The sequence below is a fragment of the Enterococcus eurekensis genome (genome assembly GCF_042654605.1).
Lineage (GTDB): Bacteria > Bacillota > Bacilli > Lactobacillales > Enterococcaceae > Enterococcus_I > Enterococcus_I eurekensis.
In genome coordinates this window covers 64,111-81,964 of sequence record NZ_JBHSGT010000056.1, presented here as the reverse complement: position 1 = coordinate 81,964, position 17,854 = coordinate 64,111, and the positions used below count along the sequence as shown (strand labels likewise).

At 35.9% G+C, this 17,854-nt stretch carries 14 protein-coding genes and 1 tRNA gene; 3 read left to right on the top strand and 12 right to left on the bottom strand.

The genetic code is table 11. The features are described from left to right. Nucleotides 1–3: 3 nt before the first annotated feature. From ACFO3L_RS09370 to ACFO3L_RS09355, 4 genes are all read right to left on the bottom strand, one after another. The gene (locus ACFO3L_RS09370) at nt 4–624 is read right to left on the bottom strand and encodes a glycoside hydrolase family 73 protein (protein WP_379966472.1); all 621 of its coding nucleotides are present in this window, start codon (nt 622–624) and stop codon (nt 4–6) included. A 7-nt stretch (nt 625–631) separates the two neighbouring features. Next, nucleotides 632–1,420: a M15 family metallopeptidase gene (locus tag ACFO3L_RS09365; protein WP_379966469.1), complete on the bottom strand. Its 789-nt coding sequence runs from the start codon at nt 1,418–1,420 to the stop codon at nt 632–634. Nucleotides 1,421–1,449: 29 nt separating this feature from the next. Further along, nucleotides 1,450–1,959, bottom strand: a complete 510-nt coding sequence (locus tag ACFO3L_RS09360; protein WP_379966466.1) for a hypothetical protein — start codon at nt 1,957–1,959, stop codon at nt 1,450–1,452. Between the two features lie 199 nt (nt 1,960–2,158). Then, nucleotides 2,159–3,106 carry an aromatic acid exporter family protein gene (locus ACFO3L_RS09355; protein ID WP_379966463.1) on the bottom strand — a complete coding sequence of 316 codons (948 nt, stop codon included), beginning with the start codon at nt 3,104–3,106 and terminating at the stop codon, nt 2,159–2,161. Nucleotides 3,107–3,207: 101 nt separating this feature from the next. Here ACFO3L_RS09355 and ACFO3L_RS09350 point away from each other — a divergent pair, with 101 nt between their 5' ends. After that, complete coding sequence (locus tag ACFO3L_RS09350; RefSeq protein ID WP_379966460.1) at nt 3,208–3,702, top strand: FUSC family protein; 495 nt, start codon at nt 3,208–3,210, stop codon at nt 3,700–3,702. Between the two features lie 771 nt (nt 3,703–4,473). Here the strand turns inward: ACFO3L_RS09350 and ACFO3L_RS09345 are convergent. The 4 genes from ACFO3L_RS09345 to ACFO3L_RS09330 form a co-directional block, all read right to left on the bottom strand. Beyond that, nucleotides 4,474–7,893, bottom strand: coding sequence for an FtsX-like permease family protein (locus ACFO3L_RS09345; RefSeq protein ID WP_379966458.1), 3,420 nt, complete (start codon nt 7,891–7,893; stop codon nt 4,474–4,476). A gap of 7 nt (nt 7,894–7,900) precedes the next feature. Beyond that, nucleotides 7,901–8,602 (bottom strand): ABC transporter ATP-binding protein, encoded by a 702-nt coding sequence (locus ACFO3L_RS09340; protein ID WP_379966455.1) that lies wholly within the window; start codon nt 8,600–8,602, stop codon nt 7,901–7,903. A 120-nt stretch (nt 8,603–8,722) separates the two neighbouring features. After that, nucleotides 8,723–9,868 carry an N-acetylglucosamine-6-phosphate deacetylase gene (nagA, locus tag ACFO3L_RS09335; protein WP_379966452.1) on the bottom strand — a complete coding sequence of 382 codons (1,146 nt, stop codon included), beginning with the start codon at nt 9,866–9,868 and terminating at the stop codon, nt 8,723–8,725. Nucleotides 9,869–9,939: 71 nt separating this feature from the next. Next, the gene (locus ACFO3L_RS09330) at nt 9,940–10,773 is read right to left on the bottom strand and encodes a helix-turn-helix domain-containing protein (RefSeq protein WP_379966449.1); all 834 of its coding nucleotides are present in this window, start codon (nt 10,771–10,773) and stop codon (nt 9,940–9,942) included. A 128-nt stretch (nt 10,774–10,901) separates the two neighbouring features. Here ACFO3L_RS09330 and ACFO3L_RS09325 point away from each other — a divergent pair, with 128 nt between their 5' ends. Continuing rightward, complete coding sequence (locus ACFO3L_RS09325) at nt 10,902–11,081, top strand: DUF2187 domain-containing protein (protein WP_379966446.1); 180 nt, start codon at nt 10,902–10,904, stop codon at nt 11,079–11,081. 73 nt (nt 11,082–11,154) lie between these two features. Here the strand turns inward: ACFO3L_RS09325 and ACFO3L_RS09320 are convergent, their stop codons facing one another. Then, nucleotides 11,155–12,372 (bottom strand): pyridoxal phosphate-dependent aminotransferase, encoded by a 1,218-nt coding sequence (locus ACFO3L_RS09320; protein WP_379966443.1) that lies wholly within the window; start codon nt 12,370–12,372, stop codon nt 11,155–11,157. A gap of 200 nt (nt 12,373–12,572) precedes the next feature. On the opposite strand from ACFO3L_RS09320, the gene ACFO3L_RS09315 reads away from it, so the two are divergent. Continuing rightward, nucleotides 12,573–12,653: transfer RNA gene (locus ACFO3L_RS09315), tRNA-Leu, on the top strand. A 109-nt stretch (nt 12,654–12,762) separates the two neighbouring features. Here the strand turns inward: ACFO3L_RS09315 and ACFO3L_RS09310 are convergent. The 3 genes from ACFO3L_RS09310 to ACFO3L_RS09300 all read right to left on the bottom strand — a co-directional run bounded on the left by ACFO3L_RS09310 (nt 12,763) and on the right by ACFO3L_RS09300 (nt 17,803). Continuing rightward, nucleotides 12,763–13,491, bottom strand: a complete 729-nt coding sequence (locus ACFO3L_RS09310; RefSeq protein ID WP_379966440.1) for a hypothetical protein — start codon at nt 13,489–13,491, stop codon at nt 12,763–12,765. Between the two features lie 76 nt (nt 13,492–13,567). Then, nucleotides 13,568–15,376, bottom strand: coding sequence for a glycoside hydrolase family 13 protein (locus tag ACFO3L_RS09305; protein WP_379966437.1), 1,809 nt, complete (start codon nt 15,374–15,376; stop codon nt 13,568–13,570). Nucleotides 15,377–15,388: 12 nt separating this feature from the next. Beyond that, on the bottom strand, nt 15,389–17,803 hold the full coding sequence (locus ACFO3L_RS09300; protein WP_379966434.1) for a glycogen/starch/alpha-glucan phosphorylase: 2,415 nt from the start codon (nt 17,801–17,803) through the stop codon (nt 15,389–15,391). Between the last annotated feature and the right edge of the window lie 51 nt (nt 17,804–17,854).

The following is a 17,854-nucleotide window of genomic DNA, read 5'->3' as shown; positions in this document are numbered from 1 at the left end:
TTGCTAGTCATATTGATCTAAATGATAAGTTTCAATTACTTGTATTACTTTGTTAGCATAGCCCGGATCCGTAGCATAACCGGCTGCTTGTAGCGCATTGGCTGCTTCTTTATAGCTTGGTGCCGTTAAAACCGCTTCATATTTTTGTGGACTCCAATCAACACCATTTACAAACAGCATCGTATGGTCATCCATAGATTCTTCCCATGATTGATAAACACGGAAATCACCTTGAATTGTAATCCATTGGCCATTCACATATTCCTGGGTATCCATTGTTACATAGTCTGAGTGACCAAATGATTTAATTCCAAATAAGTTATTATATTTACTTGATAACTCACTGTTTCCCCAATTCGATTCTAAAATTGCTTGCCCAATAATAATACTCGGTAAAATCCCATAACCTTTTTGTAACGTTTGGGCATGCGGTACTAAGCGTTCAATAAATGCTTCCTTTGATAGCTGAGAATTTTCTTGTTGTGCATCCTCAGTCATATAACGTGGTGCTTCATCAACCAAACCTCTTAAAGAAAATACAAAGGATAAAACGATTAAAAAGAGTCCAGCTAAAATTAGAGGAAATCTCAATGGAGACTGTCTCGGTTTTTTATTTTTTTTCATGCAATCACTATGTCTCCTTTAATAAATCCAAGTATTCCTCTAAGGTCAATTGATGCGCTTCGATGTATTTCGCATGTTCGATTCCAACATAACGATAATGCCAAGGTTCGAAAGAAATCTCGGTGATTTCTTCTTTCCCTTTAGGATAGCGTAGAATAAAACCATATTCACGTGCATGTGTCGCCAACCATTTACCACCTCTTGTTTCAGCATATGCTTCACTTAAAAGGTTATCCGTAAAATTATTCGACCAATCTTGATCGACAATATCAAAAGTTAAACCAGTGTGATGTTCGCTATAACCGGGTTCAGTGGATGTCTGTTTAACAATCTTTTTCGCTGAAACTTCCGACTCTCCTTGATAGATTAAAGCATTGACATTCTCATTAAAAATTTGTTCTTGATACGAAATAGAACGGTAACCTGAAACGAGCATCAAATCAATCCCATCTTCTTGAGCTGCGATTAACATTTGACTATATGGGTCCACAATCCGATGATCCAGCATCATTCCATTGTCAAGCGTCGTCAATGTCTCGGTTGCTTCTTCTTTTAATTTATGACTTGGGCCAACTAAGACCAAATTCCAATCGGTCAGTTCCCCCTCAGGTAAAGACTCTGACACCTTTTTTTCGTTTATTTGTTCTTGTTCATTTAACGTATTAATTTTTGCGGCAATTGCTTCTTTTGTCCCTTTTGGTACGTATTCTCTTGTCACAAATCGATTAATTCCATAAATCAATATCACACCTAAAACGCTCATGGTTATTGTTGCAATTATTTTTTTCAATTTCAAAATCAATTCCTCAATTCATTTCTTTTTCCTTACACATAAGCGTCCTCTAACTCTTGATTCACCCAATCTAAGAGGGCAACTTCTTGTCGAACGATTTGATTTTGAATGGCTGCCGGTAATCGAAAGTTCAAAACATCGTCAAAGCCCCATTCACCATATTGTAAGCTGACACGTAAATCAATCAAGGCATCTTTTTTCTCTTCTTCTTTGAGTTGCTGAAATTCAACAACCCCACTGTTTGTATTTAACCATTGTTGCGCAATTTTAATTTTTAATTTTTTATACTCAGAAACAGCGATATGACGTTTTTCAGGGTAAATAATCGTTTGTCGTAAAACCTTTTGTAAAAGCATCCACTCATAATCACTAAAAATATTTTTAACTTTTTGACTCTCTTCAGGTGAAAGACTTGTTTTTCCGTGCTTCCAATTTTCCCACCTTTCAAAAGAAATGCCTAAGTGATTCTTGTAAAATTCTTCTTCTGAATAATAATTCTCATAAATACCACTTAAAATCAGATTAATATAAATTTCGTGCATGTTGTTTCCTCCTAACGAGTATTTTACTTTGTAAATCAATTGAATGATAGCAATAAACGTAAAAATTGAATAAATTTTATCATTTGAAACAATCAATGTTTCATTGCCTATTATAACCTATAACAGTTGTTTTTTGTGAAATATCGAAACCATTCAAACAGCCGCTCCATTCCCAAAATAGGACTGAGGCGGCGAAATGTTATCGTTGCATGGAAAACTCTGCTTTTAGCTCAATGAAATTTTTAAAAATTTGCAAACATTGAAAAAGTCGTGCACGATTTTCAAATTCCTCACGGTTTTTTGGCAATGGTTTTAAACGGTAGCTCTCCGTAACTAAATCAATATTTTTTAACAATTGTATACCATCATTTGCTTCTGACAATGTCTCTCCTGCCGTTGTTAATAAAATATGAAGATCTTCGACCAAAGCTTTTTCAATTTCAATTTTTTTCAAAATAAAAATCATTTCCCTTAACAGGCGAACTTGGGAGCGACGCATAATAAAATATTCCTCATAATACCAGTTTTCTTCAAACCATTGATTTTCTTGATGCATGTGTGCCTGCTTTTGACCATTATCAATACTTTCTAGCAAGGCGTCGCATGAGATAACTAAATCTTCTTTATTCGTCTGTGCCAAGTGATCGGCCATATCTAGCAATAGTTGTCTGACATGAACTTCGATTGTTTCTTGCTCTTGCTTAATTCTTTTTTCGAGATTAGGCATATATAAATTAAGCAGTAACGCTACACCTACTCCTATTCCCATCAGCAAAAATTCATTGATAATCAAATCCCAACCAAAGTTTTGTTCAAGTAAATAATGAGTGACTAAAACAGAAGTGACGACGATGCCATCGGTTAATGAAAAACGGACCGTTAACGGAATAAAAAAAGTTAAAAAAAGTGTAAAACCCAATGGCGAATACCCCACGAGATTAAAAATAATGGCGGCAATGATTGTTGCCAGTGTCAACGATGCAACACGTGCCATCCCAGTATTAAAAGAAGATTTTTTTGTATTGCCCACACTTAAAATTGCGATAATCCCTGCTGAAGTATAATAGAGTAAATCAAGTTGTTGGGCAATAATCAGGGCAAAAAAGCAAGCCACAACGGTTTTAAGTGTTCGTAATCCAATTTTCATGTTGTTTCCACCTTCCTTTAGCTATTTTAAACGAAAGCTTCTAAAATTTCACTAGCGTTTTAAATGAATTTTCGATAAACTAATTAAAAGAGGTGTTTTAAATGAATATTGGTCAATTTCGAATCGGTATGCGAACGATCAAATCTTCTCTTGCAGTGATGATTTGTATTTTGCTTTTCTATTTTTTTAACAGAGGAGATGCAATGATTGCTGCTTTAGCCGCTGTTTTTAGTTTGCGACAGGATATGCCAACTACGATTACCTTTGCACGTTCTCGCGTATTAGGGAATATTATCGGTGGTGCTGCTGCACTCTTTTATGTTTTTATTCAGAATATGGTGCAACACCATACACTAACAGAACTTCTACTTGTGCCACTAGCTGTTGCTTTTGTCATCATTTTATCTGACGGTATCAATAACCATGCTGGTATTATTTCAGCTGTTGCTACATTACTTTTAATTTCACTGGATTCTGAAGGTGATAAATCCTTTGTTTTTGCCTTGCAGAGAATTTTAGATACTTTTATTGGAACGTTGGTCGCAATCGGCTTAAATTATTTTCTACCTTTAGCCCCAACGCAAACAGAAGAATAACGCAAAAATAAGCGTCTGAATCGGTAGAGTCGTTGTTTCTCTATTGATTTTTTTATTGCCATAAAAAAGGGGTGGAGCCTCCCGCTCACCTGCGAAAAATCGCCTTGTTGACAGAAGCTACGAGACCGTTTCGAGCCATGGTCTCTCAACCCGAAAGCTTCAAACTCTAGTTAAGTGCTAAAGCACCAACCTAGAGTAATTCATATTTCGTCTTTTGGCGTAGCTGCACAAGACATTTTTCTCCGATCTGCTAGTGTTTTTTATTGATTCTTTAGATTGCTTCAGATTGTGAGAAAAACAATCTCTGAACGACGTAGATTCGATCTCTTAAATGATAGAAAACACAATAACCATAGGAAACACGTCTAATTACTATAATTTTATTATTCAAGTACTCAGTGACACCTTTTATTTCCCCTCCTCCAACCATCTTCCGGGAAAGTAATATTTGCATCTGTTAATCCAAGCATGTTTCTAATATTATTATGCATGAGGCTTCACTCTTGATTTGTGTTTGTTTTCGACGACTACATTTTATCAGTTTGAGGCCTTTTTTTGTCGGAAAAATTAAAAAAGTGCTGAAAGAAAATCTCTATGACATTTTTCCATCAACACCAAATATTATACAACCGCAAAAATAAGCTATGACATCCGTCACAGCTTATTTTTTATCTGAAATTTATGTCTAGTTCACATTCGTTAACTTGCATTCAAGTGAAAAGACGAATCTTTTCCATGTAAAAAGTAAAATCACCTTTCACATTTCCCTTCTTATTCGTTTGATTTTAACGCTTCAATCATATCGACTTTTTTCAACTTCTGATACATGACAAAACCGACCACAACTGTAAAGAAGACAGTAATCAAACTTGCGTATACATAACTTAAGCCATGAATTTTAGGTGAGAACATCAACATATCTAACTCAACTGTTTGTAATACGTAACCGTGTAAAATTTTACCGAAAAGCAAACCAATTCCTACACCAAAAATCGTTAAGAAAATATTTTCTCGGTAAATATACATCGTCACTTCATTATTATAAAAACCTAAAACTTTAATGGTGGAAAGTTCGCGAATACGTTCAGAAATATTAATATTGTTTAAGTTATATAAAACAATAAAGGCTAATAATCCCGCTGAAATAATCAAAATCCACACAACTAAGTTTAAAATTTCAGTCGTCTCGTCTAATGCGGTTGAAGAATCCGATAAGAAGGAGACATTAATCACCCGATCTAATTTCATCAATTGATTGGCAATCTTTTTCTCTTCATTTTTTGTTAGCGAATCCTCAAACAAGAGCAACTCACTATTGAAGGCCGGTTCTTTCGCAAAGACTTTTTCATAATATTTTGGTGACAGATACGCAAAATGACCGACATAGTTTTCAACAACGCCTGAAATAGTTATCTCAAACGTTTCGCTATCCGCATTTTTTAATTCTAGCGTATCTCCAACGTTCACATCAAACAACTTCGAGAGCTTTTCGTTAATAATCGCGCCATCGTCATTCAAAACAAATGTTTCTTGCGTCTGACGGTCTTCAAAAGAAACAAAGTCTGCGATATCGTCGATGTTTTCTGGTACATAGACTGTTAAATCTTGGATATTTTCTCCAGAAATCTCTGTCGTTAAATTCTCTGAGGCTAATGCTAAAGAAGTCTTTAAGCCCGTTAGATCTGAGCGTTCCTCTTGATAAAGTCTTAGTTTTTCTTCAGTGGCATCTTGATTGAAACTAACAATACCTTGATAATGCCAAATCTGATTAAACTGAATCGGTACAATGTCACCAATGGAGTTTTTCAAACCAAAACCCGTAACAATCATTGCCGTACAACCAGCAATGCCAAAAATAGTCATAAACATTCGTGACTTATAACGGAATAAATTACGCATGGTTACTTTTTGATTGAAGTTCAAGCGACGCCAAAGAGGTTTGATACGTTCAATTAAGATAACTTTACCTGGTTTAGGTGCTTTTGGCCGAAGAAGTGTCGCTGCCGTACTAGCTAAATCAACTCTAAGAACAATTAAAGCGATACCGACCGTACAAAATAGGCCGACTGCAATACCAATCAGAGAGTATGATAAGTACCATGGCGTTGAAAACTCTTTAATACTATAGAGTTGCCCATAAGCATTAATAATAATCGTTGGGAATAAATAAAAACCTACAAGCAAACCTAACAAAGTTCCCGTTAACCCTGCGGCTAACGAATAAATCAGGAACTTTTGAGCCACTTCACTGTTTTTATAACCTAAAGCCTTGTAAGTCCCAATCTCCATTCTTTTTTCTTCAATCATCCGTCCCATCGTTGTTAAACTAACTAGAGCGGCAATTAAGAAGAAAATCGTTGGGAAGACCGTTGCAATGGAAGAAATCCGATTGGCATTTTGTTCATATTCAAGATAACCAGGATTGCTTTCACGTAAAACTGTCGTAAACTTCGCTTCCTTCAAGTCATCTAGTTTTGCTTTTTCTTCATTTAATCGGGTTTGAGCTTTTTCAAGTTCAGGAATTTTCTCTTTTTGTAATTTTTCAAATTTCGCCTGTTCTTTTTCAAATGTCGTGCGACCAGCCTTTAATTCCTTTTCAGTCGCATCTAATTTCTGTTGTCCGCGCTCCCGCTCAACAATTAATGTCTCACGACCACTGTTTAATTGCTTACGCCCCTCACGTAATTGCCGTTGTGCTGCGCGAAGTGCTTCTCGACCCTCGTCTAGTTGACGCTGCCCCTCTTCAATTACTTGAAGACCAGCTTCCAATTCGGATTGTTGTTGGGTCAACATTTGTAATTGATTTTCAATTTCTTGGCGTTGATTCGCTAATAATTCTTGTAGTTGTTGCATCTCTTGTCTAACTTGTACTAGATTTTCTAAAGTCAAACCATTAATAATTGCATCAATCACTGTCTGTAGCTCAGAAGCATTTGGCAATTGACTAGCTAGCAGTTGGAGTAGACTTTTTAATTCGCCCAGCGCTGCTTGTTGTTCCTCATCATTCAGTTGCTCCAATTGGTCAAGTAGGATTTCAATCTCTTTAAAAACAGCCTCTGCCTCATCTAACTGTCCCAAAGCTAATTGAATTTCGTCTAATTGATCAAAAATTTGTTCCAATTGCTCTTGGTAAGCTGCTAATTTCCCACTATTTTGATCGAGTTCTCGTTGTTGATTATTTAAATAATCAGTTTGTTGATCAATTTCATCTTCGGCTGCATCCAATTGCTGTTCTTGTCGCGCAATTTCCGCTTGTCCATTTGCAATTTCAGTTTGAAATGTTTTCTTGCCTTCAAGAAAAGCTTTTTCGCCACTTTCAAGTTCTTTCTTAGCCTGTAATAGTTCTTTTTCACCCGCTTGCAATTGGTCTTTTGCTTTGGTTAACTCTTTTTGATTCCGCTCAATTTCATCCAAAGCCTCTGTCCGGATTTCTTTCAAACGTTCGGTTTTTCTAGGATCAAGTAAATCTACTAATAAAGCCTTATTGTCTTTCATTTTTTGCTGATACGCTTCAGAATAAGCCACTTCATCCGTTAGATTCACAAATGAAACAAGCATTCGACCGTAAGCGTCAAGATTAAATGCCTCCGGTAAAACAAAGACAAAGGCATCGATGGCGCCATTACCGACATTCGTGTTGCCGCGTTTCGCATTATCGATAAATTCCGGACTTTTCACAAACCCTACAATTTCAAATGAATGATTCTCCAATTGCTTATCTACATCGTCTGATTGATCAATTGTATAAGTCTCACCAATCTTATATTTCTCATTTCCTTGCAAAATACTATCGATGACAATCTCATCCGGCTCGTTTGGTAAACGTCCTTTAACGACATTCAATTTATTTAACGAATCCTTATCATCATAACTTAAAAATCGAAAAACTTGATTACTCTGATTGGAATGAATATCTGCTAAGTATTGAAGTGAGATCGCTCCAATCGCCTCATCTTTTTCAATAATTTTTTTATCTTCGTTAGAGAAACCTAAAGAGGAATAGACACTCACATCGGCTAAGTCATATTTTTTAAAATAATCATCGGCCGAACGAATCATATCTGGACCCGTTGCACCAATTCCAACAAAAAATGCTACTCCTAAAAAGATAATACCCAAAATTGATAAAAAACGGGCTGGTGAATTGGTAATTTCTCTTAAACTAGTTTTTAATAAAGCCTTTTTTTTCATTCATCATCTACCACTCAATCTCTGAAATTGGCGTCGGATTTTCATTAATTTCAATACTTCGAACTTTTGCATCATTAATGCGAATCACCCGATTTGCCATAGGTGCAATTTGCGAATTATGTGTAATAATAACCACCGTCGTCCCTATCTTACGGGCAGCATCTTCTAATATTTGTAAGATTTGCTTTCCTGTTTCATAATCAAGGGCTCCAGTAGGCTCATCACATAACAATAATTTCGGACGTTTTGCCAAAGCTCTGGCAATTGTCACCCGTTGTTGTTCACCGCCAGATAATTGTGCGGGAAAATTGTTCATCCGATGACCCAATCCGACTTGAAATAACACTTCTTCTGGATCTAAAGCATCCTTTACAATTTGTGAAGCCAATTCAACATTTTCTTTAGCCGTTAAATTGGGAACCAAATTATAAAATTGAAAGACAAAGCCCACGTCACTGCGACGATATGCTGTTAATTCCTTATCTGAAAAATTCGCAATATCAACGCCATCGATAATAATCTCGCCACTATCGCAGCTATCCATACCACCTAAAATATTTAGAACCGTCGACTTACCTGCCCCACTTGGCCCCAATATCACGGCAACTTCTCCTTGTTCAACATTAAAAGTGACACCATCATTTGCAAAAATTTCAGTGTCGCCCATTCGATATTTTTTTACTTCGTCAATCACTTCAATATAACTCATCGCACACGTCTCCTCAGTTGTATTCCGTTTCTATTGTATCATAATCACTGTTTTCTTCCATTAATTTCAAAACGAGAACAAAAAAAAGAGGGGATTTTCTCCCTCTTTTTAAATATTTTATTAAGCGTGGTATCTTTCAACACCGTCTAAGTAAGTTGCTTCTAAGGTCATATCACGATTCAAGACGATGAAATCTGCGTCACGTCCTGCTTTAATTTGACCACATTTATCAGCGATGTTACAGCTCACAGCTGGCACGTAACTACCCATTAAAACTGCTTCTTCAGGTTTCGCTAATTCCCAATCTACAACATTTTTGATTGCTTCTTTTAGTTTTAAAATACTTCCTGCTAAGCTGCCTTCTTTTAATCGAACTGTGCCGTCTTTAACGACAACTGGAAATTCTCCTAAAATGTAATCTCCATCAGGCATACCACCAGCCATCATACAATCGGTAATTAATGCGACATGATCATGACCGACTTTATTAATTAAAACTTCTGCTGCTTGTGGATGTACATGGTGACCATCACAAATTAATTCAGAGAAGACTTTTTCTAACGTCATCAATGCTCCAACCATCCCTGGTTCACGGTGATTTAAACCACGCATTCCGTTAAAAGCATGAACGAAAACACTCGCACCTGCATCAACGATTTCAGTCGCTTCTTCTAAAGTTGCATTACTATGCCCTAATGCAACAACAACGCCTTCTTTTGTTACAGCTTCAACAAATTCTTTGACGCCTTTACGTTCTGGTGCCAAGGCGATTTTTTTGATGATACCGCCTGAAGCTTCTTGCCATTCATTAAAAATTTCTAAACTTGGATCACCAAAATATGAAGGGTTTTGTGCCCCTTTATATTCTTCAGTAAAGAAAGGACCTTCAAAATAAATCCCTTGAATTTTCGCGCCAGTCACTTCATCTTTGACTTCCCCTAAAGTTTTAGCAACTTTAGTTAATAATTCACGACTTGAAGTTAAAGTTGTTGGTAAGAAAGAAGTTACCCCACACGCAAGTAACGCTTCAGACATGACTTTAATTCCCTCAGCATCATTGTCCATCACGTCATGGTTCATATAACCATGGATATGTGTGTCGACTAAACCTGGTGCAATCCATTTGCCACTATGGTCAATTACTTCACCTTGTTCTGGTAATTCTTTGAAATGTTGGCCGAATTTTCCATCGACAATTTCTAAATACCCATTGTTTTTTGTTGTTGAATGATAAAAGAATTTATCTGCTTTTACAAACGTTCTCATTAAGCTCGCCCCTTATTTGATTACTATAGTTAAAGTACTCCTAATTTTTTTCGAAGTCAAGCTTCGTATAATTAATCACGAACAATTTTTTGTACCATATTCGCTAAAAAAAAGTACTCCGTTGCTTCCGTCGATTGATTATCAACCTCCAAAAGCTTACCATTTAATGTAAATAATTCTTCCAAATAATAATAACTACAAAATTGTTGAGCTAAAGCCATTCCTTCTTCCACAATTTCAAATGCTTCTGTATAACGTTGTTGTTCAAATAATAACTCTCCATAATAAAAATAAATCTTATTTAATTCAAAGTTCTTTCTTTCTTCTGGCAGGACATCAATCAACTGATAAACCCGTTCTAATTCAATAAAAGCAGCTTCTAACTGCCCATTTTTTTGGTACATCCGTCCCAAGTCAGCCATCATCTGAATTTCTAATATCGAAATATTTGGATTTTCTCGTTTATGTGTATAGGAAATAGCTTTTTTTAATAACTGTAAAGCTTTAATAGTCTTTTTTTCGACGTAAAATGCACAAATACTTAAGTAGTAGTCATATCTTTGGAAATCAGCATCCAAAAATAAGCTATTGATTAAGCTTTCATCTTTTAATAACTGCGCCATTTTTAAATAGTTTTTTTGAATAAAGTGATGATGAACTTTATTCAATTGATCGTTTCGTTGGTTAATTTCTTCTGATTCAAATTGCATCAATTGATCCATAGTAATATCTAATCGTTGACAAATTTGTTGCAAAATGACTACATTTGGCAATTCTTCATTATTTTCAACACGACTAATCAGGCTTTGAGCACAGATACCTTCAGCAAGCATCTTTTGCGTCATTTTTTGTGACTGTCGCAACTTTTTTAAAGTTTCCCCAAATGATTCCCGTTTTTTTATCATGCTCTACCCCTTTATTTCAAAATATGCGAATTTGCATTTTAAATTTACCATATTTTGTAACATAATACAAAAATAGAAACTATTTTAAAAATGTGCATCATACTAGACAATCGATTGGAGTGTTGTTCATGGAAACGCAAACAAACGTAACATTCAAGTGGGAAAATATCACTTTATTTGGTCTTATTGAGAAAGAATACGAAAATTCATTTTTAATTCAAGTTAAAGAGCCTTCTGCAGAAATCGTTGAAAAATATAATGGCAGAATGGTTATCAGTAAAAAGATTTGCCAAAAAACAACAAAATAATGAAGACTAAACAAAAAATAAAACCTGTCATTTCATGTTAAAACGTGAAAGACAGGTTTTTTTAGTTGAATAATTACTTTTGTTTATACGTTTCTAAAAAGCTACGCATCCGGACGGCCGTTGATTCTAATTGATCCATATTTGGTAAATAAACAATTCGGAAGTGATCTGGCGTCTGCCAATTAAAACCCCCACCATGTACTAATAAAACATGATGTTCATGTAAAAAATCTAAAACAAATTTTTCATCATCATAAATGTTAAAACGTTTAATATCAATTTTCGGGAAGATGTAAAATGCTGCTTTTGGTTTGACTGCTGACAATCCAGGAATATCGTTAATTGCCTTATAAATAAATTCCCTCTGTTCATAAACACGACCACCCGGTAACATCAACGCATCGGCACTTTGATGGCCACCTAGAGCAGTTTGAACGATTTGTTGCGATAAAACGTTGGAACATAAACGCATGGAAGACAACATATTCAAGCCTTCAATATAGCCATTAATATTCGATTTATCGCCACTAATTGCCATCCAACCAACACGGAAACCCGCGACACGATGTGATTTAGATAAACCACTAAACGTCACAACTGGTCGATCAGGTGCTAAAGCTGCAATATGATGGTGCTTGTGCCCATCCATTAGTAAACGATCATAAATTTCATCTGAAAAAATAATTAAATCAAACTCTCGAGCGATTTTGACAATTTCTTCTAAAATTTCCTTTGGATAAACTGCTCCTGTCGGATTATTAGGGTTAATTAAAACAATTGCTTTTGTTTTCATTGTAATCTTCGAACGGATGTCTGCAATATCAGGATTCCATTCACTTTGCTCATCACAAATATAGTGAACGGCTTTTCCACCTGCTAAGGAAATGGAAGCTGTCCAAAGTGGGTAATCAGGCATTGGGACAAGGACTTCATCTCCGTTGTTACATAAACCTTGCATCGACATAGTGATTAATTCACTCACACCATTTCCCGTATAAATATCATGTATTGATAAATTTGGAAATTTTCGAACTTGGTAGTATTGTTCTACTGCTTTTCTAGCAGAAAAAATACCTTTAGAATCGGAATATCCTTCTGACTCTCTTACATTCAAAATCAAATCACGCACAATTTCATTCGGTGCTTCAAATCCGAAAGTCGCGGGATTACCGGTATTTAATTTTAAAATACTAATCCCTTCTTCTTGCATTCGATCGGCTTCTTCCAGAACCGGTCCACGAACATCATAACTTACCCCATCAAGTTTTGTTGACTTTTCAAATTTTCTCATTGATTTTCCCTCTTTCAATCCCATTCGATGATTCCTAGATCAACGCGTTAAACGATTTCTATTATAGCAATTTTTTTTAGTCGCATGTTAATCTTTTTTCTAAATATTCTTATTCTTTTAAGAAATATTTAGAAAAAACATTCGGATTATCAAACTTCATATTGACAACTCTGTTATTTATCGGTAATATTTTGTTATTCGCGGTCGTGCTGGAACGGCAGACAGTCACGGTTGAGGGCCGTGTGAGGAAACTCGTGTGGGTTCAAATCCCATCGACCGCATCGTTTAGAGAATAGCTTATACAGCTATTCTCTTTTATTATGGATTGAATAGTAAAAACAGACGAAACATGACCCTTAACATTGATTAGGATCCCTTTCGTCTGTTCTTTTAACTAAAATAATTTCTTTCAGTTAAATCGTCGCGTTCTTGTTCAATCATTCCCTTTAGTGAACGATCAAGGCTCATTTTTTTCTTTTTAGGTTTCTCCCCAGTATCTTCAACTGATTGCTTTGAAGCAAACTTTTGAACACTTGGATCTTCGTCGTTGCGCTCTTGATATGGAGTCACATCGGTATCAAATAACAAGTAACTTCCTTCCGGTTTTTCCATCGATTTTAACAATTGATTTTCTGTAATTATTGCATCTTGTGCATCTGGAATAATTGATGCCGGAATGTATTTAGGAACAAAATAGGCTCTCCCAGAATATTGACGTTTGACAGACGGTACCGTTTCAGATTTTTTCTCTTTAACTAAATAGGAAGCTTGCTTCGGTCCTTCACCAAAAAACTGCTTTTTACCGGTCTTTGTCACTTCCATCTCAACTCTCTTTGAGTAGTCTGGTAGATTCGAACGATGGCGTTTCAATTCCTCTTTTTGACGAATTGACTGACCCGCTTTATTTGCAGTACTACGATTCGAACGACGCAAGTCTTTAATTTCAGCTGGATTTGTTTTTCTTGAATAAAAAGGTGTTTCACTCTCTTCCGTTAAAATCCAATTCTCTTCACTTGAAAAAAGATTTCTTTTTTCCGCTCTTTGAATTTTGACACCTTCTTCATCTGAATAGGCTGGAAAACGAGTGTGTGTTCGTTTAATTTCTTGGTTGTCTTTCATCTCACTCATCCTTTAAAAGATTTCCTTTATCTTACCACACTTTCTCTACAAGCAAATAGTTTTTTTAAGTATGCTTTCACACCTGTCCTTCTAAAATATGATAACTCAATCCTTCCAATTTTACATTTTCTAGCTGCCTATTAATGGCTTTAGCCACTGAAACTGGACTCGTTGTAAAGCTTAAAGGTTCCGTTATTTGATAGCTAGAATCTAGGGGATTTACAACCAACGCTTGATAAACACTTCCTAATGTACGTGCAATTCCAAACAGCCCTAAGTTGTAAAATAAGTGAATCTCACCTTCTATTAAAACTTCACTCGTTTTTCTTAATGCAATCCATTTTTGACAAATGGTAAAAAGCGTTATATTTTGTTCTTTCCAAGGAAAAAATTTTCGATTTTCCGGATCTTTTCCACCTGTTAAACCTGCCTCATCCCCGTAATAAATGCAAGGAACACCAATAAAGAAAAAAAGCAGACCAAAAGCTAAATCGAATTTTTTGACATCTTGATTTAACATTGAAAAAATTCTTTCCGTATCATGCGTACCAAGATTGTTTAAATTACTATATAAAATAAATTTTGGATAATTTTCAATCAATGTTGTTAGCATTCGTGCAACTTCTTCTGTCGAGTTCACATGATTGAGCAAAGAAAGAATCCCATCTCTTAAAGGATAATTCATCACACCCTGCAAGCGTCCCCCTAAAATATACTGGCGTCGTTGTTGATATGAAATTTTATTCGATGCATCTTCCCACACTTCTCCGATTAAGACTTTATCAGTATATTGATCCAACTTTTGACGAATACCTTCGATAAATATCTCTGGTAGCTCATCAGCGACATCCAGACGCCAGGCATCAACACCACGACTCGTCCACTGATCAATCACGCTTTGTTGCCCACCATAGATAAATTGTTGAAACGTCGGATTAAGTTTGTCAATTGTTGGTAAATCGGCTATCCCCCACCAAGATTGATAACGCTGCGGGTATTCAAAAAATTGAAACCATGAAAAGTAGGGACTTTGAGGATTTTGATAGGCGCCTCTATTTTTGCCATAAGAACCATCCCGATTAAAATAACGGCTATTTTGACCCACGTGGCTGAAGACACCATCTAGCATTAAATACATTCCCTGCGCTTTTAGAGTAGCCACTAGCTTTTCAAAATCAGCTAATGTGCCTAAGACGGGATCGATAACTAAATAATCAGCCGTATCATAACGATGGTTACTGGCAGCTTCAAAAATCGGATTCAAATACAAAGCATTAACGCCTAATTTTTTTAGATAAGGGATTTTATCTTCAATCCCTTTTAAATTGCCACCATAAAAATCCCAACGTAATATTTCGCCTGCTGCATCTTTGATGTACATCGGTTCATCCGCCTTTGTTGCATAAAGAAAGCTATTTTTTTTTGGTTGATTCACTTTATCATTTTCATTCCCATTAAAAAAACGATCCGGAAAAATTTGATAAAATACAGCTTGACGATACCAGGGAACAATGGGATCTTCGGTTTCATAGCAAGTTAACTGAAATTCCCAAAGTTTCTCACGATGCTTTTCAATTCGTCCCTCCCCACCTTGATGACTCCCATAGTAAACAGGCTCAGATGAATCATTCATTTGAATTTCAAAATGGTAAAAATAGAGTCCTTTTCCTTTATCTAGTTTATAAACTTCTGCGTAAAAATCCGCGTCTTTTTTTTGTAAGAGCACGCGTTGTGTCTCACCAAAATCTTTATGAATCACTAAGTAAACTTGACTGACTTGCGTTATAGTTACTTGTATTTGAAAATGAACCACTTGATTAACCGCAGTCGCACCAAAGGGCTGTTTATACAGCTGGTTCCAAGGATTAAAATAAATACCGTTCATAGGAACTCCTTTCTACTTTGATTCGTGAGCAAATAATGGTTCAATATGCCAAATATCATCGGCATATTGTTGAACGGTTTCATCCGCAGAGAAAACGCCAGCGTTGGCAATATTAATAAGACAGCGACGTTGCCAGTCGGTCGAATTCTGATACTCTTGCTCGATTCGGCTCTGAGCGGCACAATAGGAATCAAAGTCTCTCAATAAGAAATATTCATCATTATAAGTTAAAAGTGAATCAAAAATTTCTCGACCTTCCTGCTCAATATTTGGAATTTCACCATTGATGAAGGCATTTAACACCCGTTGAATCATCGGATTTTTTTCATAGATTTCGATCGAAGAATAGTTTTTATTTTCATAATATGCGTAGACTTGTGCTTCAGAAAGTCCAAAAATGACAATGTTTTCATCGCCTACAGCATCCCTGATTTCAATGTTGGCACCATCTAAAGTAGCCAAGGTAATCGCACCGTTTAACATCAGTTTCATATTACTCGTTCCAGAAGCTTCTTTTGAGGCCAAGGAAATTTGCTCACTCACATCGGCAGCTGGAATGATTTTTTCAGCCAATGAAACGTTGTAATTTGGTAAAAAGATAATTTTTATTTGATCATGAATCGTTGCATCATGATTAATTAAACTAGCTACTTCATTGATGACTTTAATAATTGATTTGGCATAATGATAGCTCGGGGCAGCTTTTGCTCCAAAAATATAAACCCTTGGATGAATCCGTTTCTCAGGATGGTCTTTCAAATCAAAATATTGTTTTAAAATATGCAACAGATTTAACAACTGGCGTTTATAAGCGTGTAGACGTTTAATTTGCACATCAAAAATCGCCTCCGGATTAACGATAATACCCGTATTTGCTTCAATAAAATCAGCTAATTCGATTTTTTTCGTTTGTTTAGCAGCCGCTAATTTTGCTAAAACACTCGTATCCTTTTGATAATTCATCAGTAATTTTAAATTACTGGAATCTTGTCTCCAAGTGTGACCAATCGTATCATCTAAAACTTTACTCAATGGTTCGTTTGCTAATTGCAACCAACGTCTCTGAGCGATTCCATTAGTTTTATTATTAAAACGGTCAGGGAAAATGACATAAAAATCATGCAAGACCACTGACTTCAACAAATCAGAATGCAATTTCGCCACGCCATTTGTACTATGACTGCCAATAATTGCCAAATGAGCCATGTGAATCGTTGAACCTTGTACGATTCGTGTCCGTTGAATTAATTCATCCGAATGAATCGCAGACATCGATAAAACATAACGACGATCGATTTCTTCAATAATTTGGAACATCCTTGGAACAACATTCTTCATCAGGCTAATTGGCCATTTTTCTAAGGCCTCCGCTAAAATAGTATGATTCGTATAACTCATTACTTTACTTGTAATATCCCAAGCTTGTTCCCAACTAAGCTCCCACTCATCTAATAGAATTCGCATAAATTCTGGGATACACAAGGCAGGATGTGTATCATTAATATGAATCGCGATTTTTTCACTCAATAAACTTGGTGATAACCCAAGACGTTGATAATAGCGTAAAATACTTTGAATCCCTGCTGAAACAAAGAAGTACTCTTGAATTAAGCGAATACAGCGTCCTTTTTCATTGGAATCATCTGGATATAAGACAGCGGTTATATCTTCCAATACGCGACGCTCTTCAATACTACGATATTTTCCTTCCTCTGAATGTGGGATTTCAACACCCCAAAGACGCATGGTGTTAACGATATTGTTTTGATAACCAATCATCCCAGTGTCATAAGGAACAGCTCTTAGGATTCTTTGATTTTCATATTGAACTTTTAAATGACCGTCCTCTTTTTTTTCAAAGAAAACATTTCCGCCATAATGAACATCAACGGCCTTACTATCCCGGCGAATTTCCCAAACATTGCCTTTTTTCAACCAATCGTCCGGTAGTTCTACTTGATAACCATCAACAAACTGTTGTTTAAATAACCCATAGTTATAACGAATACCGTTTCCATTTCCCGGTAAGCCCTTTGAAGCAATGGCATCCATAAAACACGAAGCTAAACGACCTAACCCACCATTTCCTAGTGCCATGTCTTTTTCTTGTTCAACAATTTCTTCGAGGTCAATCGTTAAATCGGCGAGTGTTTCTTTGACTAATTCATACAAGCCTAAATTTAATAAATTGCTTTTTAAAAGTTTGCCCGGTAGAAATTCAATTGAAAAATAATAGACTTGTTTTTGTTGCTCCTTCAAATAATTTTTCCAAGTTTTTTGCCATTTTTGATTAGAAATCCCTTTGATTGCACTTCCTAAACTAAAAAAAATTTCTTCTGATGTTGCATCTTCTAACTCAATCGCGTAGTCTTCTTGTAAATTTTTGCGTAATTCGGCAATTAATTCTTTCTTTGTTAGCATAAACATCCCCCTCGAGTTTTTGATGCAAAAAAGACAGCTTAAAAGAACCTTATCAAA